Below are 21,273 nucleotides of genomic sequence, written 5' to 3' on the forward strand. Positions count from 1 at the left end.
GTCACCCATGGACGAGTGGAGCGACACACACCGCGAGCTCAGGGCCGAGTTCGCGGACTGGTACGAGGTGCTGGGCGAAGGCCACCTGGACGCCGACCGCGACGCCGACCGGACCGCCGGCCTGCCGGCGCACAAGTGGGAGCAGGTGCGCGCCTCCGGGCTGCTGCGCCTGCCGTTCTCGCCGGAATGGGGCGGCCGCGGCCTGGACCTGCTCAGCACCATGTACGTCCTGGAGGGCCTCGGCGAGGGCTGCCGGGACGGCGGGCTGTGCTTCTCGCTCTGCACGCAGATCGTGAGCGCCGGGATCCCTCTGCAACGCTTCGGCAGCCCCGAGCTGAAGGCCCGCCACCTGCCGGGCATCTGCGACGGCACGACGATCACCGCGCACGCGATCACCGACCCCGGGGGCGGCTCCGACGTGCTGGGCATGGGCATGACCGCCAAACCGGACGGCGACGACTGGATCCTCGACGGCGACAAGGTGTTCGTGACCAACGGCCCGGTCGCCGACCTGATCGTGGTCTACGCGGTGACCGACCGCGACCTGGGCCCGTTCGGCCTGACCGCCTTCCTGGTCGAACGGGACACCCCGGGCCTGCTGACCGGCCCGGACGTGCCCAAGATGGGGTTGCGCACGTCCCCGCTCGGCGAGCTGACGCTGCGCGACTGCCGGGTCCCGGCCGCCAACGTGGTGGGCCGGCCCGGCATGGGCTTCACCGTGCTGGAGCACGTGATGCGGTGGGAGATCCTGTGCTCCTTCATCGTCCAGGCCGGCGCGATGCGGCACCGGCTGGACCGCTGCGTCGAGCACGCCTCCCGGCGCCGCCAGTTCGGCCGGCCGATCGGCTCGTTCCAGATGGTCGCCGGCCAGATCGTGGACATGAAGATCGGCGTGGAGACCGCCCGGCGCTGGTTGTACGACGCCGCGCGCGGCTTCGCCGCCGGCCGGGACGTCGCCACCGACATCGCGATCGCCAAGGTGGTCACCAGCGAGGCGAACGTCAGGTCGGCGCTGGCCGCGATCCAGATCTTCGGCGGCAGCGGCTACCTGACCGGGACCGGGCTGGAGAAGGAGCTCCGGGACGCGGTCGGCGGCACCATCTACTCCGGCACCTCGGAGATGCAACGGATCCGCATCGCCCGGATGCTCGGCCTCAAGGAGTCACACACATGACCGCTGACCTGGCCGCCGACCTGGCCGCCACGAAGTTCCTGGACGCCGGCCACCCCGTGGTGCGCGAGTTCGCCGAACGGGCCGTCGAGGGCGCCGCCACCCCCACCGAGCAGGCCGTACGCCTCTACTACCAGGTGCGCGACACCATCCTGTACGACGTCTACGACATCGACATGTCCCGCGACGGCCTGCGGGCCAGCACGATCATCGCCCGGGGCAGCGGCTTCTGCCTGCACAAGTCGGTGGTGTACGCCGCCGCCGCCCGTGCGCTCGGCATCCCGTCCCGGCTGGTGTTCGCCGACGTGCGCAACCACCTGGCCTCCGGACGGCTCAAGGAGCTCGTCGGCGGCGACGTGTTCCGCTTCCACGGCCTGGTCTCCGTCCAGCTCGAAGGCCGCTGGGTGAAGGCCACCCCCGTGTTCAACAAGATGTTGTGCCGGCTGTACCGCCTGAAGCCCCTGGAGTTCGACGGCACCGCCGACAGCGTCTACCACCCGCACGACGAGGCAGGCCGGCGGCACATGGAGTTCCTGCACTGGCACGGCGAGTTCGACGACTTCCCCTACGAGCTGGTCCTGGAGGGGTTCAGGACGTCCCACCCCGCGCTGCTGGGCGGCGGGGACCAGACCGTGAAGGGCTCGCTGACCGCGGAAGCGGCCGTCTGACATCCCTCGACGAAGTCCTTATGAGAGGTATCCGTTGAACGAGACCGTCAAATACACCCTGAACGAGGACGACATCCCGTACACGTGGCTGAACATCGCCGCGGACTTCGGCGAGCCGGCCCCCATCCTCGACCCGGCCACCGGCGCGGCGATCACCCGGGCCGAGCTGTGCAGGACGATCGCCGAGCCCCTGGTGGACCAGGAGCTCAGCACCGAGCCGGAGTTCGAGATCCCCGGCCCGGTCCGCGACATCTACCGCCAGTGGCGGCCCACCCCGCTCTACCGGGCGCGCCGCCTCGAACGCGCCCTGGACACCCCCGCCCGCATCTACTACAAGTACGAGGGCGTCTCGCCGGTCGGCAGCCTCAAGCCCAACTCGGCGGTGCCGCAGGCGTACTACAACAAGCAGATCGGCAAGACGGGGCTGGTCACCGAGACCGGCGCGGGCCAGTGGGGCAGCTCGATCGCCTCGGCCGCGGCCATGTTCGGGCTGAGCGCCCAGGTGTTCATGGTGGGCGTCAGCTACCGGCAGAAGCCGTACCGCCGGGCCCTCATGGAGGCGTACGGCGCGATCTGCAACTCCAGCCCCAGCCCGCTGACCGCGGCCGGACGGGCCGTGCTGGCCGAGGACCCCGACCACCCCGGCAGCCTCGGCATCGCCAAGTCCGAGGCCCTGGAGGTCGCCTACGGCAACCCCGACCTGGGCTACACCCGCGGCAGCTCGCTCAACCACGTGTGCGCACACCAGACCGTCATCGGCCAGGAGGCGATGCTCCAGATGGAGCTCGCCGAGGACTACCCGGACATCGTGGTCGGCCCCTGCGGCGGCGGCAGCACCCTGGCCGGGATGTGCTTCCCGTTCCTGCGCGACAAGTTGCGCCGCGGGCGCGAGATCCGGCTCGTCGCGGCCGAACCGGTCGCCTGCCCCACGCTGACCCGTGGCCGCATCGCCTACGACCACTCCGACGCGGCCCGGCTCACCCCGCTGTCGCGGATGCACACGCTGGGCCACAAGTTCGTGCCGCCGCCCGTGCACGCCGGCGGGCTGCGCGCCCACGACATCTCGCCGCTGATCAGCCGGGCCGTCGAGAACGGGCTGATGGAGGCGGTCGCGGTACGGCAGACCGCCTGCTTCGAGGCCGGCGTGCTGTTCGCCCGCGAGGAGGGCATCGTGCCCGCGCCCGAGTCGGCGCACGCGGTGCAGGCCGCCATCGACGAGGCGCTGCGCTGCCGCGAGCAGGGCCAGTCGAAGGCGATCCTCATCGCGCTGTCCGGGCACGGCCACTTCGACCTGGCCGCCTACGAGATGTTCCAGGCCGGGCTGCTGCCCGACGACGAGCCGACGGACGACGACCTCGCCCACGGCCTGTCCAGCATCCCCGACCTGGCACGCGCCTGACCGGGCGGTGACGCGCGGCCTGCCCACCGGCGGGCCGCGCCGTCAGGTCCGGGACGCGGCGACTAGCGCTGCTTGAGCCGGAGGGCTTCCTTGCGGGCCTCCGCCTGGACGGTGCGCTCCCGCTCCAGCCAGTCGGGGTTCTCCGCCTTCAGCGCGTCGATCTCGGCGGTCGTGAGCGGCTCGGTGATCCCGGCCCTCAGCAGCCCCGAGATGGAGACGCCGAGCTTGGCGGCCACGACCTGCTTGGGGTGCGGCCCGTTACGACGCAGGTCGGCGAGCCACGCGGGCGGCTTGGCTTGCAGCTCGTTCAGCTCGTCCCTGGAGACGACGCCCGCCTGGAACTCCGCGGGCGTGGCCGAGAGGAGGACACCCAGCTTCTTGGCCGCCGTCTCGGGCTTCATCGTCTGGATGCTCTTCGGTTTGGACGAGGTCATGCCCCCAAGCCTAGCCAGTCGGGACAGCGTCCCCGACATCGATACCCTGAGGACGTGACTGACGAGAGCGGCGAAGACTTCCGGCTGGCGTACGCGCCCGGCGTGACCCCCGCCAAGTGGGCCGGCGTCTGGGCCGAGAGGCTGCCCGACGTGCCGCTCACGCTGGTCACGGCCCCCACCCCCGAGGCGCTGGCCCTCCTGCGGGGCGGCGGGGCCGACGCCGCGTTCGTCCGGCTCCCGATCGACCGCGAGGGCCTGAGCGCGATCCCCCTCTACGTCGAGACCACGGTGGTCATGGTGCCGAAGGACCACGCCGTGGCCGCCGCCGACGAGGTGACCCTCGCCGACCTGGCCGAGGAGGAGATCTTCCATCCCCTCGACGACGCCATCGAGTGGTCGTCGCGGCCCGGGCAACCGGCCTTCACCCGTCCCGCCACCACGGCCGAGGCGGTCGAGATGGTGGCCGCCGGCACCGGCCTGCTCCTGGTCCCCCAGTCGCTGGCCCGCCTCCACCACCGCAAAGACCTCACCTACCGCCCGGTCACGGACGCGCCCCAGTCCCAGGTCGTCCTGGCCTGGCCCACCGACGCGACCACCGACCTGGTGGAGGACTTCATCGGCATCGTGCGCGGCCGCACGGTCAACAGCTCCCGGGGCCGCGCTCCCGCCGCCCCCGCCGAGCGCCAGGAGAAGCAGGCGCGACGCCAGCCCCCCAAGCCCGCCGCCCAGAACCGCGCCGGTCGCCGCGCCGCGCCGACGAGCCGCAAGAAGAAGGGCCCGCGTCCCCGCTGACGGCGGCGTCCCGGCGACCGGACAGGGGCTTGACGGCGGCGACGGTGCGGCTACTTTCTCTTAAGAAGCTTTCCTAAGAGTGCACTGCCTGACGACCCACTGGAGGTCAGCACATGCGCGCGAGAAAGCACTTGCCCCTCCCCCTCGCGACCGTTCTCACCAGCGTCGCCCTCTTCGGCGCCGCCTCCCCCGCGCACGCCTCCCCCACCGGCTGCACCACCGGCCGGGACGGCAAGACCGCCTGGGCGTACTGCAGCGGCGGTTCCGGCAACTACGCCGTGGTCATCCGCGTCACCCATCCGGACCCCACGGTGGGCTCGTGGCCGGAGGTCGGCCCCTGCGTCTCCCCCGGCCAGCGGTCGGAGTACACGCCGTACCACAACATCCCGTTCACCGTCACGGGCATCACCTACTGCTGAACCCGCACGGGCCGGGCGGCCGGTCTCCTTCGCCTACGTGACGATGAGACCGGCGTCCGCCAGCACGGACATGAACAGTCCCCCGCACAACAACGCGATGGGCCACACCCTCTGGGTGAGGGCGACCAGGATTCCGGCGAGGAGTGCCAGCAGAGCGACGATGGTGAGGGCGTCCATGTGCGTGTTCCTGCCCGTAGGGGGTGGTCTCAGGCGCCGGGGCTCAGAGCTGGCCGAGCTTCGGGATGATCTCGCTGAGCACCCAGAGCGCCAGACCGAGTGCGAGCAGGTTGACGCGCGCGCCGCCGATGTTGAAGGCGGACAGGACGAAGCAGGCCAGGGCGAGGATGAGCAGGATGAGAGTGATCATGCCGTGTTCCACTTCTGTAGCTGGGGTGGTCGCACAGCGCTACCCGTGATCATCCGATGTAGGCATGCCCGGCGAGTTGGAAGAAGTGGATCGCGGTGTTGGGGCGGCAGCCGATGCGTTCGTAGACCGGCTGCCCGGCCGGCGTGGCGTGCAGCACCAGCCGCCGGTGCCCGCTCCGCCTGCCGCCTTCGTGGATCGCCTTGCGGGTGACGGCCTCGCCGTACCCCTTGCGCATCTCCTCCGGCAGGGTGGCGACCAGCGCCAGGAAGATGGAATGCGGCCCGGCGACGGTGGCGGCGCAGGTCACCGGCCGTCCGTCGCGGTATCCGAGGTAGGCGTGCACGTCGCCGCGCCACAGTTGGGAGCCGGCCAGGGCGAGCCTGCCCGCCTCGGGCGGCATGCCGTAGGCGCGTGCGTTGATGTCGCCGTACGCGGCGAGGTGCTCCTCGTTCTCCACCCGCCGGAACTCCAGGTCCGGATGATCCGGCTCGGGCACGGACAGGTCGCCCGCCATGCCCCGGCCCGAGAACGCCGGCTCCAGCCCGGCCTCGGCCGCGCGCCGGAACAGGCTCTGGCGCGCCTGGGGGCTCAGCAGATCCTCGAAGACCCACAGATATCCGCTTTCGGACCTGCCCCTCATGAAGGACGCCGCCCGCGCGAGCCGCCCGCCGAGCGCGTCCGCGGTGAGGCCCGTACCGGCCAGGGTCACGGTGTTCCAGAAGCCGAAGGGGCTGTCGGCCCACATGTGCACGACGCCGTCGTCCGTACCGATCCGGCCGCCTCTGTCCCGTACCAGCTCGCTCCAGACGGCGACGAGATGATCCCTGGACTCCACGGCCTCTTCGAGCGACGACACAACCGGCCCCTTCCCCGAGGAGACACCACGAGCGACCCAAGCGGATCGTACGACGCGGGCCCACCGGCCGGGCCACTATCCATGATGACCTTCCCTGCGGTACCCGGCTGTGCTTCCCTTAGGGGTGGCGACCGAAGGGTGGTATCTCGAAGAGATGAAGCGCGATGACTCCCGCTCCATCAACGCCTTGCGCGCCACGTCCCAGTTCGCCGCCTTGGAACCGATCTGGGCCGGCATCAGCTCCACCATGCAGCTGCGGGCCCTGCTGGTGTTCGGGGCGCTCTTCAACGAGCGGGTCTACGTGCATGACACGCAGCTCGTGGACAACCCTCGGGTCGTGGGCGACTTCAGCAGGTCGGACCTGCGGGAGAACAACTTCTACCGCCTGCTCAGAGATCTCGTCGCGGGAGGCGTCGTCGCGGTCGGGCTCCGCGCGCACAACTACCTCTACCAGGAGGACCGGCTCGACCCCTGCGACTCTCTGGCGGACGTGCTGGACAGCTGGAAGCGGAACAGCCCCGACGGGAAGGGATGGGTCGTCTCGCCGGTCTCGGCCGCCCGCGACCGCATGATCAGGGAACTCGACGGCGTTCTCGCCGGAGACGGTTCCGTAGTCGTCCGCTACGACTATGTCACCGCCAAGGACGACTTCATGCGGCAGGTCCGCGAGGCCGCCAACTCGCCTGACTCCGTCCTGACCGGCCTGCTGTCGGCGCAGCCGATCGAACTGAGAAGACGGTACGACGACATCCTGTCGAGGCCGCGGTTCTCCCACACTCCCATCTTCGCCCTGCTCCACGACTCCGGACTGCCGGTGAGCAGCGAGCTGATCCAGATCCACGGCCTCTTCGACGAGACCGCGCACGCCCGCGCGTTCAACGCGAGGATCATGGGCTCGGACTGGAACTCCGGGGACGCCACCGGCCTCGCCGAGGCCGTCCTCACCGGTGCGCAGCGTGCGCCCAGCCGGCCGGATCCCCAGTTCGACGTGCGGGAGCTCGTCGAGACGGCCTATCGGATGGTCGAGGGTCCGCCGCCCGACCTGCTGGCCATGCTGCGTTTCGAGGAGATCGTCGAACTGCGCCAACAGGCCAGGGAGCTGTTCGAGATCCAGTCCTACCTCGAAGTCTCGAACGCCCATGACGCGGACGACGTGCTGGCCGCGGCCCTGGCCGACTGCGCCGCCGACTACTGGCAGCGCATCTGCGACCACATCCGGGCGACGCGTCCTCATCTGGCGGTCAAACCCACGAAGCTCGGCATCTTCCTGCGCAGGAAGATGCCCGGACTGGCGAAGGTCGCCGAACGGTTCGCGATGACCGGCCTGTCGACGCTCACCGAAGTGGCGGTCAACGCGGTCCCGCTGGTCGGGGGCCTGCTGGGCGAGGAGGCGAAACACAGCATGCTGCGGCGGGCCAACCTGGAGTTCGTCTTCTTCACGGACTCCTCGCGCATGCGGGAACTCAGGAGCTACTACCCGCACCGAAGCTGGATCTCCTCCGACGCGAGAACGATCACACGTGGGTGAGCGCGGAACACCTCCCCGGGAGTCCTGATGTCGACGACGCCTTCCCTCTCGCAGCGTGACGGACTCACCTGGGCCCTCCGGCCCGCCAGCGGTGACCGCGTCGGCCCGGGGCCGCACGAGCAGGACATCTGGCGCCTCCTGCAGTCCTTCGCCGAGCCGGGCTCGGCCTTCCTCGACGTCGGCGCCCACGTCGGCCACTACGCCTTACGGATGGCCAGGGCCTTCACGAAGGTCATCGCCGTCGAGCCGAACCCGGTCGCACTGCGCGCGCTGCACCACAATCTGCAGCTCAACGAGATCGGCAACGTCGACGTCCACCCGGCGGCCGCGCACGACTCCGGAGCGCGACTGCGACTCTGGGACCCCTACGACGTCACCGCCGGCCCCTGCACCCGTACGCTCGCCGCCGGCGAGCCGGCGACCATCCCCGCCGACTGCGTCATTTCCACCCTCCACCATGGCGAGGAGGGGTACGGCGCGTTCCTCGGTGCGGCCGACGGCCTGCCGATCGACGTCATGGCCTCCCGGTCCCGGGAGAGGATCCGGCTGGTCAAGATGGACATCGAGGGTCATGAGGGGAGGGCGCTGGCGGGCGCGGCGGAGACGATCGCCCACCACCAGCCGGCGCTGCTGATCGAGATGCACGACTCCATGTACGGCGAACGCATCAGGGAGGAGGTGATCGAGCAGCTCACCCGGCACGACTACGCCTGGTGCGACTTCTCGCTCTACCAGCGATCGAAGATGACCCGGTCGGACATGTGCCCTTACATCTACGCCGAGCCGGTCAGCACGCGGCGGATGCGGGACGTCCGCGACTTCGCCGTCCGGGCGAACGAGGGCGCGGCGTCACGCTGGGTGACGACTCCGTGAGACGGTCAGGATCACCAGGCTCATCTCCTCGTGCCGCACCCAGCACAGGGCCTCGAAGTCGCCTATCTCCGCCTTGAGCAGGCCCGCTTCCTTGTCGATCGTGCGCAGCAGCCCCGAGTCGAGGTCGGTGGAGAGATACTCCAGGCCGTTGAGGACGAACGTGGCGGCCATCGGCTCCGCGACGTGCACGGCACGGATCTGCCGCACCGCCGATGACGAGAGCTGGATCTCGTAGTAGCCCTTCATGAGGCAAGCTCACGGCGCAGGTCGCTGAGCCGCATCGTCTCCATGCCGGCTTCGAGCTCCGCGATCAGCCTGAGCCCCGACAGCCGGTCAGCGGCGTCCTGGGCCTCGTTGAGCAGGTCGACGCCGGCGGCGGCCACCTCGTAGGGCACCACCGCGGCCACGAGGCGACCGTCCTGCTCCAGCAGGACGACCTCTCCCGCCGTCGCCTGGTCAATGGCTTCCTGGACGGCGGCCGCGGTGGCGGGGATCCGCAACGTGCGATTTCGCATGGCAGGTGGCTCTCCGTTCACGGACTGCGCAGCCCCTTCGGCTTAAGAGCCTTACCCCGGGGACCTCCACCACAATACTTCGCCGCCGCTACGGAGAAGTCGCAGTCAGTGCACATCGATCTGGCGATCGGAGAGCGTTCCCGCCCGGCCCGTGCCGCATCCGCTCCTTGCCGCTGACCAGCCCCGGCTCGCCCGGCCTCGGATCAGGACTTCAGCTTCAGCCTCTTCCTCGACGCGCCCGGGAACACGACGACCAGGTGCTCCTCCCCCGCCTCACCGATCCGCACGTGGACACGGAGCCGGTAGCGGCCCTTCCCGGCGATCGCCAGGTTCGGCATCGGGGCGCCCGCGCCCACGTCACCGCCGTCGCCCATCTCGGGCACCGCGAGCCGGCCGCCGCGGCTGACGATCGGCACCTCGTGGACCTGGTCCCACCCGGCGGTCCGCAGTGGCGGCGCGGCGCGGAAGGCCTTCACCGTGAGGCACAGATCGACGACGTCCTCGACGTGCCCGATGAGCGCCGTGCCGCCGGCCACCCCGACGAGGGCGCCGTCTTCGTAGGACCGGGCCGTGGCCAGCTCCGCCTCGTCCATGGCCGACTCGCCCTCGCCGTCCTGGACCAGGTAACCGGGATCGCCGTCCACGAACAGGAAGTACTTGGCCGTGGCCTGGACGACCCCTTTCGTCCGGGGCCACGGGTCCCGGCACTTCGCGTTCTCCCCGGCGATGTGGGCCGCGTTCGCCGCCGCCTCCTCCGCCGTCGACCGCAGCAGGTCGGGACGGGTGGCGCCGATGATCTCCGGGCAGACGTAGACCAGTTCCTCGGGGTACACCCGCCAGGCCGCACGGGCGCTGCCGGCCCGCGTCAGGATCGCCTCCTGCTCGTCGGTGTCCTTCGCCCGGCACAGCGCCCGTCCGTACGCGAGGACCGCCTGGTCCGACGTGGTCTCCGGGAACATCGGCGGGCCTGCGCCGTCTGCGCTCCGCGCCCGGCACAGGAACACGGCGTCGCGTTCCGCGGGCTTCACGTCGCCGAAGCTGGGCCGGTCGTAGCAGTCCGCCGACCCGGCGGTGTAGGTCAGGCGCGCGTCCTGCTCCGGATTGATCAGTACGACGGGCGACAGCACGGCGACAGCCGCCACCGCGACGCGGGACCCGCGCCGCCGGACGGACGGAAGATCCGCCGGACGGCCCTCGGCGGGCAGTTCACGAGCGGTGGCCGCGATCCACACGGTGCTGAGTAGCCCCATCGCGTCGATCGCGATCACCATCGCCAGACCGCCGCCGAAGTGCCCTCCGACGAGCAGGTTGAACGGGATCGTCAGCGCGTAGACGCCCACCGACGACACCCCGGCGATCAGCGTGCCGCGGCTCCAGCGGCCGTCACGCCACTGCCCGAGGACGGTGACGAGGGTCGCCAGCACTCCGCCCCCGATCAGGACCGCCTGGATGACGCCGCCCGGTCCGAGCTCCGGAAGGTCGAGGTCGTCGAGCACTTCATTGGCCGCCCCGGCCAGCTCCACCGCGAACAGCACTCCGGCCGCCCCGCGCAACAGGCGGGACCGCCACCGGATGACGAGCAGGTAGAGGACGTCGATCGCGGCCCACAGAACGAGCGTGAACGCCGCGTCAACCGCGTCCGGGAGCAGCGCGATCGGGTACCACAGCACGAGCGCGTGGGCCACCGCCAGATACAACAGCCGGCGCAGCACCCTCTCCCCGCGGTCCAGCGGCCCCCGTTCCGGGGTCCGCAGAATCAGCCACAGGAGCGCCGCCTTCACCAGGGCGGCCCCGAACAGCGCAAGACCGACCGAGGCGTCGGACCCGTCGGCCGTGGAGAGCTCGCCGAAGGTCGGCGGCGACCACTCGGCGGCCACCCAGAGCCAGGTGTCGCCGAGCACCAGCCCCGCGACCGCCGCCAGAAGAATCAGACTTACTAATCCGATCCTGATAAACCGCCATAAATGTTCCGAAGACACGGGACGCGATCTTAGTGCGATCTCAGTGCGGCACTGCTACACCGGCCGGCACGGCGGAACAAACGATGCCGTACCGGTGTCGGCCAGGCGCCCCCATTCACCGGCGATCTGATTTGATCATCACTGTTCGATCGGCATCGGCACGCACGGGAGACCGCCTTGACCGCAGACAGCCGCACCAGGAATTCACGCAGAACCGGATACGTCATCGTCGTCATACTCGTTCTGCTCGCCTGTCTGGCCGAAGGCGTGCACCTGTTCGGCGGGCGCGCTGAACGCATGCGTGAGGTCTATGGCGGCGCCTTTCAGGTGGCGCATCCGGAGTACGACGTCATCGTGGGCCACGAGGTGGGTGTGGGCCCCCTGTCGATGGGCGTGACGGTCAGCAGTTTCGAGACGCATCCGAGTCTGCGAGGTCGTCCAGCACACGAAGAATTAGTGACCGACGTGCTGGGCAGGACCTCCGCTCCCGCCATGCCGGAGGCGATGATGAGCCCGTTGCTGCGCTCGTTCCACGGCGGCGAGGGGGCCGACGAGCCGGCCAAAAGCCGGGCCCGCCAGGCAATAGCGGCCCTGGGCAGGAATGACTTCTCCACCGCCGTCGTGGAACTGACCGCCCCCATGACCGAGAACGAACTGACCACCACCTTGGACGTGCAAGGAATTCGATCGGACGCCGTGTTCCTGTTCCTCTCCCGATCGCGCGGGGACGCCGACAAACCGGTCTACTGGCGGTCGTGCGCGGTCTATGAAACCGAATGCGAGAACACCTCGCCGATCGAGCTGTACAGACGTTGGGCGGCCAAGCTGGAGTGGACCGACGCACTGAGCCTGAAGTCCTTCGGGCTCGATCTCCGCCGTTTACGTCAGGCGGCACATGAAGGCAGGATCTATGGATTGGTCGTCTACGGACACTCGAAACCGGCACTCACCGAGCTGATCGGAAAATCCGGAGTACGCACGATCAAAATCGTTGGCTCATCTCGCAGAGGGCCATGACCACCCCGCTCGGCGCTCCGCCTCAGAACGACAGCTTGAACCCGTCGTGGCTGCGGACGAAGCCGAGAGAGTCGTAGAAACGATGGGCCTCGGTGCGTCGTTTGTTGCTGGTGAGCTGGACCAGGGTGCAGCCGCGGGCGCGTGCCCGCTCGATCGCCCAGGTGAGCAGTTCGCGCCCGAGCCCTGCCCCACGTCGATCGGCACGCATCCGGACCGCCTCGATCAGCGCCCGCTCCTGCCCGTGCCGTCCCAGGCCGGGGATGTACGTCAGCTGGAGGCAGCCGACGACCGTACCGTCTGCCTCGTCCATGACGATCATCTCGTTGCGCTCGTCGGTGTCGACGGCCTTGAAGGCTCGCTCGTACGCCTCGTCGACCCCAACGGTTTCGGGATCGATCACGGTGTCCTCGTCGGCCAGGAGCGCGATGATCGCGGGCAGATCCCGGCGCGTCGCAGTACGAATTCTCACGCCCCAGAGCATGCCAGGCACCTGACCCGTCGAGCGTCACGCCGCCGCCGTTGACGCAGAGATCGGGAGGAGCTCGCGCACCGGCCGATCCCCATTGACGGCACGAAGCCCCGTTGCCGCAAATGGAAACGGGGCTGCCCCCTGGCGCTTGTCGCCCCCTGGCTGAGCCAGACGTCTTCCCGGCTCAAGCCTCGCCATGAAATGATCCACTGCGGTTGGATCCACGTTAGGACTGGCATGTCTCCCAAAGCGATGGCGTTCGTCGCCTTCCTGTTAATCGGCTCGGGCATTCTCACCGGCCTGATGTCCGTTACGTCAGGCGGTGAATCCTGCGGCTCGGCATTTGTCGGAGTTACCTGGACGCAACTCGATCCGTCCTCCGCCTTGGCCGACAGGCTGCACCATTTGGACAACTGCACAGACCTGCGGAGCCTCGTCAGGATTCCCGCGACCGTACTGATCGCTGCGGGTGGGGCCACGTTGTTCGCTGCCTTCCTTTCACGGAGACGCGTATTCCTTTCACACGGATAGAGCGGCCAACCGCCAGGAGGGCACCTTCCAGCGTGCGCAGATGCCACGGATGTTCTGCGCGATCGCGAGGATGGCCTTGCGATCGCACAATCAATCACACCGCGCGGACGCGCTGAATTGCTGGCTGGCCAAGGGGGCGCCCACGTCGGCCCCGGCGGAACCCGTCCCGAAGGCGGCCGCTAGCGGTCGGGGATCACAAAAGTTCGCCGAACCTACCAGTCGTACATCGTGGAGTTCTACAAGCGATACGACTTCGGAAACAGCCGCGAGAATCGCGGCCCGGACCCCGAGTTCGAGACCCCCAGACCCACAGGATGCACGGTGCGGTGTCATGTCGGAGTCACCTCCCCCATGGAACCCGAAATCGCGCGATTGCAGGACTTGAGCGGTCCTGTCGTGCAACGGTGCAAACCGCACACGTTGTCGACGCGTCTTACGCAGCACCCCTACTCCCTCAGGAGCCCCACATGGCGTATCCCGGCCCGCAGGACCAGGACGGCCAGCCGTATCCCCACCAGCCATCACAGCCGTACGGGCAGCACCCTCAGCAGCCGCCTATGCCAGCCCCGACAACGCACAACTGGATAGGCGTCGTCGGCCTTTGCCTCGGCATCCTCGCCCTCCTGCTCGACGTGTCCATCGTGTTGGCCCGCGTCGGGTTCTGGGTGTCGTACGTGGCCATCTTCATGTCGGGGTTGGGCATGGGGAAGGCTCGCGTCGGGACAGCCACCAATCGAACCCTGCCAATCGTCGCGATGCTCCTGAGCGCGACAGCGTTGGCGCTGGCCATCGCCGTCCAGGCCATCTGGCACTCTGTCTGAGCACCGACCGGACCTACAGGTGACGCGGTACAGCAGCTCCGGAGGGCTCTCTGTGTACTCGCTCTTCCTGTGCTCCAGAGGAAAGCAGGCGTGGCACCGTATCGGGGTGCAGCCTCGTACCTACCTTCGCTTTTCGGGTCGGTCGTCTTCGGGGAGGGCCAGCCCACAACCAGTGCATTCGCCGTTCTCGTTCCGCCGATGAGCCTTGCGTATACAACACGCACGCTCCTGGCCCGAACTGCCCGAGCCGCGAACCCCTGCCCACAGCAAGATCGCCGACGCCGTGAACGCAAAGATCAAGAAAAGCCCTCGCACCGGCTAACGGCACGAAGCCCCGTTTCCGCGCCGGGAAACGGGGCTGTTCCAGGAGGTGGGCGGTACTGGGTTCGAACCAGTGACCCCTCGCTTGTAAGGCGAGTGCTCTACCGCTGAGCTAACCGCCCCCTGATCGGCACTAACCTTACGACACCAGAGGGGCCGATCGCACATTCACCGTCCAGCCGGGGCCCAGTTCGGGGCGGCCGGCGGCTCGCCAGCCCAGCAGGGCGGCGCCCAGCATGCCGGCGTCGACGCCCAGCGCGGCCGGGACGAGCGGAGGCGCGTCGCGGAAGGCCAGGCGCTTGACCAGGCGGGTACGTACGGGATCGAAGAGGGCGGGACCGGCCTCGGCCAGGCCGCCGCCGAGGACGATCACCGAGGGGTCCAGCAGCAGCGTGTACGTCGCCAGGGCGAGCGACAGGGCCTCCACGGCCTCGTCCCACACCTCGATGGCGATGGGGTCGTCGGAGGCGACCACCTGCTCGGCGCGTACGCCCTCCACGCCCGCGCGCTGGCTGTAGCGGCGGCCGACCGAAGCCGCCGAGGCGTACGTCTCCAGGCAGCCGAACTGGCCGCACGCGCACTGTTCGCCGTCGGGGAAGACGGGGGTGTGGCCGATCTCGCCGGCCCATCCGGAGGAGCCGCCATACGGGTCGCCGTTGATGATCGAGGCTCCGGCGATACCGGTGCCGATCGGGAGGAAGAGGAAGTCGGAGACGCCTCTTCCGGCGCCGAGGATGCTCTCGGCCAGGCCGCCCGTGCGGACGTCGTGGCCCAGCATGACGGGGATGTCCAGGGTGGTGAAGTTCGAGGCGGGGACGTCACGCCAGCCCAGGTTCGCCGCATAGAGGGCCGCGCTCTCGGACACCAGCCCCGGGACGGCCAGACCGACGCCTGCCGGTTCGCCGTCGCCGGAGGAGGCCAGGTGGCCGATGAAGTCTGAAATGGCGGACACGACCGCCTCAGGGCCCTCCTCGCGAGGAGTGTGGCGCCGCTCGCTCAGCAACACCTCACCGGACTCGCTGACCAGGCCGCCCTTCATGGACGTGCCACCGACGTCGAGCGCGACGACGAACGAACTCATAGCGGACACGAAAGGAGACGATAGCGCAGGTCAGCAAATGTCTGAAAAGGCGCTTGAGAATCTCTCAGCCGGAAGGACGGCGCCGCGCCGCGATCCAGGCCGGCGACACCAGGGCCCTGAACTGGCGATCAACCACACGACGCCTGGGCCTCGAACTCGAGATCGCCCAGGCGGTCAGGCCCTGCCCAGCACCCGGTTGAGCGCCGCCTCGACCTCCGCCGACAGCCCGGGCGGAGCCCCCGACCCTACGTACGCCCCCTGCTCCTCGAACCCCTTCGGCGCCCGGGCCTGCCGGACGGCGCCGCAGCCGCGGCACTCGATCTCCCCCAGCCGGCAGATGAGCGCGGTGGACCCGCAGGTGGCGCAGGAGTCGAGATCGAGGTCGTGCAGCCGTTGACAGTCCGGGCAGATCAGCACCTGGGACTCGTTGCGCACCCCGCGCTGCCACGGGCTGGCGCCACGGACCGGGTCGGTCTGCCGGGCCCCGCATCGGTAGCAGGGCATCGTTCCCTCCGAAGTCAGGAAATGTCGGCGAGTGCCTTGACGTAGTCGGCGACGTCACGTGCCGAGGAGATCGGACTGATCACCGACCACCGGATCACGCCCTCGCCGTCGATGACGAAGGTCCCCCGACGTGCGAGCCCCTTCGCCTCATCGAACACACCGTACGCCTGGGCGACCTGTCCATGTGGCCAGAAATCGGAGAGTAGGGCGAATCCGTAACCTTCCCGATCGGACCAGGCACGCAAGGCGAACACGGAGTCGACCGACACGGCGAGCACCCGCGCGTCGAGAGGCTGGTCGCGCAGCGCGGTGAGCTCGCCCTCGCAGATCCCGCTGAAGGCAAGCGGATAGAAGACCAGCACGACCTTCTCGCCCCGGAACCTGGACAGTCTCACCGGGGCGCCGTGCTGGTCCTGCAGCTCGAAATCCGGAGCCAGTGCGCCGACCTCGGCAGGATGTGCGTTCACAGCCCACCATCCTGCCGTATCGGCCGGCCTCGGAGTTTCCTAACGTCGGCCCTTCGGTGCGACGAGCCTGGTCCCGGACCAGTCGGGTGCGGCTGAGATGCTGCTGGTCTGCGAGAGACCCGCGGTAGCGGCATCCTCCCCGATGTCGCTCGGCTCCACGTGGCCATCGCGCCCGGCCTTGGGAGTCAGCAGCCAGATCTGGCCGGCTTCGGCGAGTGCTCGCATGGCGTCGCTGAGGGCGTCGAAGAGGTCCCCGTCGCCGTCGCGCCACCACAGCAGCACCACGTCGACGACGTCGTCACTCTCCTCGTCCAGCAGCTCGTTGCCGGTCAGGTCCTCGATGGAGTCGCGAAGCTCGTCGTCGACGTCCTCGTCCCAACCGATCTCCTGCACCACCTGACCCGGCTTGAGGCCGAGTCGTTCGGCCAGGCCGCGCTCGCCCTGCGCCTGACCCGCGGTCGCGCTCACGTTTATCCCTCCTGCTTGAGTGGCCCCGCTCTATGCGGTTTATCGCTTCGGCACAGTCCACACGCTGTGACCCTCAGTCGTCAACGGTCGCCACGGGTACGGCCGTAGTCGGCCAGAATCAATCTGACAAAAACGACAGGCGAACCTGGCGTTGCGTGTTGTCGACATTGAGGTCGACCAGCGCGACGGACTGCCATGTGCCCAACGCCATTCTCCCGCCCAGCACGGGGATCGTGGCGTACGGCGGGATCAGCGCGGGCATGACGTGTGACCTGCCGTGACCGCGCGAACCGTGGGCATGACGCCAGCGGTCGTCGGCCGGGAGCAGGTCTCGCAGCGCGGCGAGCAGGTCGTCGTCGCTGCCGGAGCCGAGCTCCAGCAGCGCCACGCCCGCGGTCGCGTGCGGCACGAAAACGTGCAACAGGCCGTCTTCTCCCTGCGCGCGCACGAATTCAGCGCATTCAGCGGTGATGTCGTGCACGGTCTCGCGTGAACCCGTGGCCACGGAGATGATTTCTGATCTCACAGGGAAATCCTACTGAGGCACAACGACCGCATCAGGGCCGGGAAAGACCAGCCCGGTGTGGCCGTCGTCGAACCGCACCATGTACGGAGGCTCGCCGTCCGTGCCGTGGACCTCGGTGATGACGCCGCTCCGGTCCCTTTCGCCGACCGTGTTGCCGTGCATCAGGAGCCGGTCTCCTGCCGTCGCATTCATACCTTCCACATTGGTACGACGAACGGCCCGAGAAAAGAGCGGATGCCGAGGACGGCGATTTTTTGCCCGGTCTTCATTGGGGCCGAAAATGATGACCGAAACGTTACGCGGCACGGACGCGACCTTTCGGCCGCCACGGCCGGACCGTGGTCGTCGGATCACCTGACCACCACGGCGTTACGGCTGGTCAGGGGCAGGACGGCAGGGTCGCGTCCGGCTCTGTCGCCTGATGGTTCCGATATGGCCTCATTTCGGCAGCGGCCCGGCCGAGGGCCGTTTGTGCCCCTGCGCGGAGGCAGCGGCGGGATGCGCGACAGAGGGTCGGCTCGACAAGAGAGACAAGGAGAGAGGCGTCCAGGAAGCCGGACACACAGCTTCCGGCGAGCCGACAGGATGCGGTGCCCGACTCCGGGCGGGCCGAGAGGATGCGGTGCCCGACTTACGGCGGGCCGACAGGATGTGGTGCCCGGCTTCGGGCGGGCCGACAGGATGCGGGGCTCGGCTTCGCGACGGCCTGACGCCACCTGAGTTCCCAGGAGGCCACCCTCCGCGTTCTCCAACGGGATAGACCCGAGACAGGCCGCACGCCCCCAAGGCCCGCCTGAGACCTCGCACGCCACGAAGGACCCGCGAGGCGGGTCCGAAGCGCGTACAGAAGCAAGGAGAAGAGGTGTGCCTCGGCCCTCTCGGCGGACGCCGCCCCGCCCGCCCCCACCACAAGGACGGTGGCTAGACTCGCGCGGCGCGGCGCGGCCGCCCCCTCCGGGTGAGGACCGCCCGGTTCGGGGGAGGGTTGAGGGCGGAGGCCGACCCACCGGGCCAGCCCCCTAGGATTGGGGGGAAATTTCGTCCGTTTTCTAGTCTTGTTAAATTGCTCCACCGATGTAACCTTTGGTGGCGATTCGTCCTACCATCGGTGGTCTAGGCCACCAACATGGCCCTGCCAGCAGGGACGCTCTGGTTACCCGTCAGTAGAGATGCGTTTTCTACGACTAGCGACCAGGATGGAAGGCGACCCAGACCAGACTTCAGTCATTCTCGGAAGGCGAGACCCAGTGGCTTCCGGACGCCAGCGATTCTCGATCATCAGCGACGGCCTACCCAGCCAGCTGCCTGATGTCGACCCCAGTGAGACCAACGAGTGGCTCGAGTCTCTCGACAATGTCGTCAAGACCGAAGGCCGCACCAGAGCCCGCTACCTCATGCTCCGCATGCTGGAACGGGCCCGCGAGCACCAGGTCGGCGTGCCGGGCCTGCGCAGCACCGACTACATCAACACGATCCCGCCGGAGCGCGAGCCCTGGTTCCCGGGCGACGAGCACGTCGAGCGGCGCATCCGCGCCTACATCCGGTGGAACGCCGCGGTCATGGTGTCGCGGGCCAACGCCCGTACGAACGTGGGCGGCCACATCGCCACCTACGCCTCGGCGGCCTCGCTCTACGAGGTGGGCTTCAACCACTTCTTCCGTGGCAAGGACCACGGCGAGTCGGGCGACCAGGTGTTCTTCCAGGGCCACGCCGCGCCGGGCATCTACGCCCGCGCCTTCCTGGAGGGCCGCCTCAACGAGGCCCAGCTCGACGCGTTCCGGCAGGAGCTGTCGCACGGCTTCCGCGGCCTGCCCTCCTACCCGCACCCGCGGCTCATGCCCGACTTCTGGGAGTTCCCGACGGTCTCCATGGGCCTCGGCCCGATCGGCGCGATCTACCAGGCGCGGTTCAACCGCTACCTGCTCAACCGCGAGCTCAAGGACACCTCGCGCAGCCACGTGTGGGCCTTCCTGGGCGACGGCGAGATGGACGAGCCCGAGTCGCTCGGCGCGATCGGCCTGGCCGCCCGCGAGGAGCTGGACAACCTCACGTTCGTCATCAACTGCAACCTGCAGCGGCTCGACGGCCCGGTGCGCGGCAACGGCAAGATCATCCAGGAGCTGGAGTCGTACTTCCGCGGCGCCGGCTGGAACGTGATCAAGGTCGTGTGGGGCCGCGACTGGGACCCGCTGCTCGCGGCCGACGTCGACGGCGTGCTGGTCAACCAGATGAACACCACGCCCGACGGCCAGTTCCAGACCTACTCGGTCGAGACCGGCGGCTACATCCGCGACCACTTCTTCGGCGGCGACCCGCGCCTGCGCAAGATGGTCGAGCACCTGTCCGACGACGACATCCGCAAGCTGTCGCGCGGCGGCCACGACTACCGCAAGGTCTACGCGGCCTTCAAGGCGGCCCGCGAGCACGTCGGCCAGCCGACGGTGATCCTCGCCCAGACCATCAAGGGCTGGACGCTGGGCAAGGACTTCGAGGCGCGCAACGCCACCCACCAGATGAAGAAGCTCACCAAGGCCGAGCTGAAGGAGTTCCGCGACCGGCTCTACCTGCCGATCCCGGACTCGGCCCTGGAGGGCGAGCTGCCCCCGTACTTCCACCCGGGCGAGAACGACCCCGAGATCCAGTACATGAAGGAGCGCCGCGCGGCGCTCGGCGGTGTGCTGCCCAAGCGGGTCATGCGCGCCAAGCCGGTCAAGCTGCCCGGCGACGACGTCTACAGCCAGTTCCGCAAGGGCTCGGGCAAGCAGCAGGTCGCCACCACCATGGCGTTCGTGCGCCTGCTGAAGGACCTCATGCGCGACAAGGAGATCGGCCACCGCTTCGTGCCGATCATCCCCGACGAGGCCCGCACGTTCGGTCTCGACGCCATGTTCCCGACGGCCAAGATCTACTCGCCCCACGGGCAGACGTACGAGGCGGTCGACAGGGAGCTGCTGCTGTCGTACAAGGAGGCCGTGCAGGGGCAGATCCTGCACGAGGGCATCAGCGAGTCGGGCTCGATGGCCTCGACCATCGCGGCCGGCACCTCCTACGCCACGCACGGCGAGCACATGATCCCGGTCTACATCTTCTACTCGATGTTCGGGTGGCAGCGCACCGGCGACCAGATGTGGCAGATGGGCGACCAGATGGGCCGCGGCTTCCTGCTCGGCGCCACCGCCGGCCGCACCACGCTCAACGGCGAGGGCCTGCAGCACGAAGACGGCCACACGCCGCTCATCGCCTCGACGAACCCGGCCGCGGTCTCCTACGACCCGTCCTGGGCCTTCGAGGTCGCCCACATCGTCAAGGACGGCCTGCGCCGCATGTACGGCGAGCAGCCCGAGGACGTCTTCTACTACCTGACCGTCTACAACGAGCCCTACCTGCAGCCCGCGCAGCCGGCCGACCTCGACGTCGAGGGCCTGCTCAAGGGCCTGTACAAGTTCGCCGAGGGCCCGCAGACGCAGGGGCCGAAGGCCAACATCCTGGCCTCGGGCGTGGCGGGTCCGTGGGCCATGGAGGCCCAGCGCCTGCTGGCCGAGGAGTGGGGCGTGTCCGCCGACGTGTGGTCGGCGACGTCGTGGTCGGAGCTGCGGCGCGACGCGCTGACGTGCGAGGAGCACAACCTGCTCAACCCCGACGCCGAGCAGCGCGTCCCGTACGTGACGCAGGCGCTCTCGCAGGCCAGCGGCCCGTTCGTGGGCGTCAGCGACTACATGAAGGCGGTCCAGGACCAGATCGCGCAGTGGGTGCCGGGTGACTGGTCCTCGCTGGGCACCGACGGGTTCGGCCTGTCCGACACCCGCTCGGCGCTGCGTCGCCACTTCCACGTGGACGCCGCCTCGATCACGCTGGCCGTGCTCACCCGGCTGGTCAAGCGGGGCGAGCTCGACGGCGAGGTGCTGCGCGAGGCCATCGCCCGCTACCACCTGAAGAACGGCGTCACCGAAGCCGGCGGCGCGGAGAGCAACGACACCCAGTCGATGGGCGTCTGAGTCATCCGGAAGGCGCGCTCCCGCGAACTGTCTCTCGCGGGAGCGCCGTCATGTCCGGGCCTGCGCTCCGTCCGACGGATGAGGCGGCAC

24 protein-coding genes and 1 tRNA gene are annotated in these 21,273 nt (G+C 69.0%); 10 read left to right on the top strand and 15 right to left on the bottom strand.

Annotated elements, in window-relative coordinates:
• Window positions 1-7 precede the first annotated feature (7 nt).
• Genes ACWEJ6_RS08830 through ACWEJ6_RS08840 form a run of 3 tightly spaced genes read left to right on the top strand, consistent with a single transcriptional unit; the run spans window position 8 to window position 3,238 of the window.
• Complete coding sequence (locus ACWEJ6_RS08830) at window positions 8-1,174, top strand: acyl-CoA dehydrogenase family protein (RefSeq protein WP_358284364.1); 1,167 nt, start codon at window positions 8-10, stop codon at window positions 1,172-1,174.
• Window positions 1,171-1,839 carry a transglutaminase-like domain-containing protein gene (locus ACWEJ6_RS08835; RefSeq protein ID WP_452422504.1) on the top strand — a complete coding sequence of 223 codons (669 nt, stop codon included), beginning with the start codon at window positions 1,171-1,173 and terminating at the stop codon, window positions 1,837-1,839. The genes ACWEJ6_RS08830 and ACWEJ6_RS08835 overlap by 4 nt, the downstream gene beginning before the upstream one ends.
• A gap of 34 nt (window positions 1,840-1,873) precedes the next feature.
• Window positions 1,874-3,238: a TrpB-like pyridoxal phosphate-dependent enzyme gene (locus ACWEJ6_RS08840; RefSeq protein ID WP_452422506.1), complete on the top strand. Its 1,365-nt coding sequence runs from the start codon at window positions 1,874-1,876 to the stop codon at window positions 3,236-3,238.
• A gap of 62 nt (window positions 3,239-3,300) precedes the next feature.
• Here the strand turns inward: ACWEJ6_RS08840 and ACWEJ6_RS08845 are convergent, their stop codons facing one another.
• Window positions 3,301-3,672, bottom strand: a complete 372-nt coding sequence (locus ACWEJ6_RS08845) for a DUF5997 family protein (RefSeq protein WP_352323187.1) — start codon at window positions 3,670-3,672, stop codon at window positions 3,301-3,303.
• 54 nt (window positions 3,673-3,726) lie between these two features.
• Between ACWEJ6_RS08845 and ACWEJ6_RS08850 the strand changes: the two genes are divergently transcribed.
• Window positions 3,727-4,464 carry a LysR family substrate-binding domain-containing protein gene (locus tag ACWEJ6_RS08850; RefSeq protein ID WP_452422508.1) on the top strand — a complete coding sequence of 246 codons (738 nt, stop codon included), beginning with the start codon at window positions 3,727-3,729 and terminating at the stop codon, window positions 4,462-4,464.
• Window positions 4,465-4,577: 113 nt separating this feature from the next.
• Window positions 4,578-4,883, top strand: a complete 306-nt coding sequence (locus tag ACWEJ6_RS08855; protein WP_452422510.1) for a hypothetical protein — start codon at window positions 4,578-4,580, stop codon at window positions 4,881-4,883.
• 33 nt (window positions 4,884-4,916) lie between these two features.
• Here ACWEJ6_RS08855 and ACWEJ6_RS08860 read toward each other — a convergent pair whose 3' ends face one another.
• From ACWEJ6_RS08860 to ACWEJ6_RS08870, 3 genes are read right to left on the bottom strand one after another with little or no spacing between them, the layout of a single operon-like run.
• Window positions 4,917-5,060: a hypothetical protein gene (locus ACWEJ6_RS08860; RefSeq protein ID WP_357965512.1), complete on the bottom strand. Its 144-nt coding sequence runs from the start codon at window positions 5,058-5,060 to the stop codon at window positions 4,917-4,919.
• Between the two features lie 43 nt (window positions 5,061-5,103).
• A complete protein-coding gene (locus ACWEJ6_RS08865) occupies window positions 5,104-5,250 on the bottom strand; it encodes a hypothetical protein (RefSeq protein ID WP_352323191.1) in 147 nt (48 codons plus the stop codon).
• A 49-nt stretch (window positions 5,251-5,299) separates the two neighbouring features.
• Window positions 5,300-6,106, bottom strand: coding sequence for a GNAT family N-acetyltransferase (locus tag ACWEJ6_RS08870; protein ID WP_452422512.1), 807 nt, complete (start codon window positions 6,104-6,106; stop codon window positions 5,300-5,302).
• Window positions 6,107-6,260: 154 nt separating this feature from the next.
• Between ACWEJ6_RS08870 and ACWEJ6_RS08875 the strand changes: the two genes are divergently transcribed.
• Window positions 6,261-7,634: a hypothetical protein gene (locus ACWEJ6_RS08875; protein ID WP_397163319.1), complete on the top strand. Its 1,374-nt coding sequence runs from the start codon at window positions 6,261-6,263 to the stop codon at window positions 7,632-7,634.
• Between the two features lie 27 nt (window positions 7,635-7,661).
• Window positions 7,662-8,507: an FkbM family methyltransferase gene (locus tag ACWEJ6_RS08880; protein WP_452422514.1), complete on the top strand. Its 846-nt coding sequence runs from the start codon at window positions 7,662-7,664 to the stop codon at window positions 8,505-8,507.
• On the opposite strand, the gene ACWEJ6_RS08885 is transcribed toward ACWEJ6_RS08880, so the two are convergent.
• From ACWEJ6_RS08885 to ACWEJ6_RS08895, 3 genes are all read right to left on the bottom strand, one after another.
• Window positions 8,484-8,753, bottom strand: coding sequence for a hypothetical protein (locus ACWEJ6_RS08885; RefSeq protein ID WP_452422516.1), 270 nt, complete (start codon window positions 8,751-8,753; stop codon window positions 8,484-8,486). The genes ACWEJ6_RS08880 and ACWEJ6_RS08885 overlap by 24 nt on opposite strands.
• On the bottom strand, window positions 8,750-9,022 hold the full coding sequence (locus tag ACWEJ6_RS08890) for a hypothetical protein (RefSeq protein ID WP_352358868.1): 273 nt from the start codon (window positions 9,020-9,022) through the stop codon (window positions 8,750-8,752). The genes ACWEJ6_RS08885 and ACWEJ6_RS08890 overlap by 4 nt, the downstream gene beginning before the upstream one ends.
• Before the next feature lie 203 nt (window positions 9,023-9,225).
• On the bottom strand, window positions 9,226-10,923 hold the full coding sequence (locus ACWEJ6_RS08895) for a hypothetical protein (protein ID WP_452422518.1): 1,698 nt from the start codon (window positions 10,921-10,923) through the stop codon (window positions 9,226-9,228).
• A 237-nt stretch (window positions 10,924-11,160) separates the two neighbouring features.
• On the opposite strand from ACWEJ6_RS08895, the gene ACWEJ6_RS08900 reads away from it, so the two are divergent.
• On the top strand, window positions 11,161-12,000 hold the full coding sequence (locus tag ACWEJ6_RS08900; protein WP_452422520.1) for a hypothetical protein: 840 nt from the start codon (window positions 11,161-11,163) through the stop codon (window positions 11,998-12,000).
• Window positions 12,001-12,022: 22 nt separating this feature from the next.
• Here ACWEJ6_RS08900 and ACWEJ6_RS08905 read toward each other — a convergent pair whose 3' ends face one another.
• The gene (locus tag ACWEJ6_RS08905; RefSeq protein ID WP_452422522.1) at window positions 12,023-12,481 is read right to left on the bottom strand and encodes an N-acetyltransferase family protein; all 459 of its coding nucleotides are present in this window, start codon (window positions 12,479-12,481) and stop codon (window positions 12,023-12,025) included.
• A 986-nt stretch (window positions 12,482-13,467) separates the two neighbouring features.
• On the opposite strand from ACWEJ6_RS08905, the gene ACWEJ6_RS08910 reads away from it, so the two are divergent.
• Window positions 13,468-13,821 carry a hypothetical protein gene (locus ACWEJ6_RS08910; protein ID WP_452422524.1) on the top strand — a complete coding sequence of 118 codons (354 nt, stop codon included), beginning with the start codon at window positions 13,468-13,470 and terminating at the stop codon, window positions 13,819-13,821.
• Window positions 13,822-14,192: 371 nt separating this feature from the next.
• Here ACWEJ6_RS08910 and ACWEJ6_RS08915 read toward each other — a convergent pair.
• The 7 genes from ACWEJ6_RS08915 to ACWEJ6_RS08945 all read right to left on the bottom strand — a co-directional run bounded on the left by ACWEJ6_RS08915 (window position 14,193) and on the right by ACWEJ6_RS08945 (window position 17,494).
• A tRNA-Val gene (locus tag ACWEJ6_RS08915) sits at window positions 14,193-14,264 on the bottom strand.
• 17 nt (window positions 14,265-14,281) lie between these two features.
• Window positions 14,282-15,223 carry an ROK family protein gene (locus tag ACWEJ6_RS08920; protein WP_358284323.1) on the bottom strand — a complete coding sequence of 314 codons (942 nt, stop codon included), beginning with the start codon at window positions 15,221-15,223 and terminating at the stop codon, window positions 14,282-14,284.
• Between the two features lie 174 nt (window positions 15,224-15,397).
• Complete coding sequence (locus tag ACWEJ6_RS08925) at window positions 15,398-15,727, bottom strand: hypothetical protein (protein WP_352321053.1); 330 nt, start codon at window positions 15,725-15,727, stop codon at window positions 15,398-15,400.
• 14 nt (window positions 15,728-15,741) lie between these two features.
• Window positions 15,742-16,194: a peroxiredoxin gene (locus ACWEJ6_RS08930; protein ID WP_387663675.1), complete on the bottom strand. Its 453-nt coding sequence runs from the start codon at window positions 16,192-16,194 to the stop codon at window positions 15,742-15,744.
• 39 nt (window positions 16,195-16,233) lie between these two features.
• Window positions 16,234-16,662 carry a DUF3052 domain-containing protein gene (locus tag ACWEJ6_RS08935; RefSeq protein WP_352321051.1) on the bottom strand — a complete coding sequence of 143 codons (429 nt, stop codon included), beginning with the start codon at window positions 16,660-16,662 and terminating at the stop codon, window positions 16,234-16,236.
• 118 nt (window positions 16,663-16,780) lie between these two features.
• A complete protein-coding gene (locus ACWEJ6_RS08940) occupies window positions 16,781-17,188 on the bottom strand; it encodes a secondary thiamine-phosphate synthase enzyme YjbQ (RefSeq protein WP_352321050.1) in 408 nt (135 codons plus the stop codon).
• A gap of 9 nt (window positions 17,189-17,197) precedes the next feature.
• On the bottom strand, window positions 17,198-17,494 hold the full coding sequence (locus ACWEJ6_RS08945; protein WP_452422527.1) for a DUF1918 domain-containing protein: 297 nt from the start codon (window positions 17,492-17,494) through the stop codon (window positions 17,198-17,200).
• A 941-nt stretch (window positions 17,495-18,435) separates the two neighbouring features.
• Here ACWEJ6_RS08945 and aceE point away from each other — a divergent pair.
• The gene (gene aceE, locus ACWEJ6_RS08950; protein ID WP_452422529.1) at window positions 18,436-21,183 is read left to right on the top strand and encodes a pyruvate dehydrogenase (acetyl-transferring), homodimeric type; all 2,748 of its coding nucleotides are present in this window, start codon (window positions 18,436-18,438) and stop codon (window positions 21,181-21,183) included.
• Window positions 21,184-21,273: the final 90 nt, after the last annotated feature.

The sequence above is a fragment of the Nonomuraea sp. NPDC004702 genome (assembly GCF_053601695.1).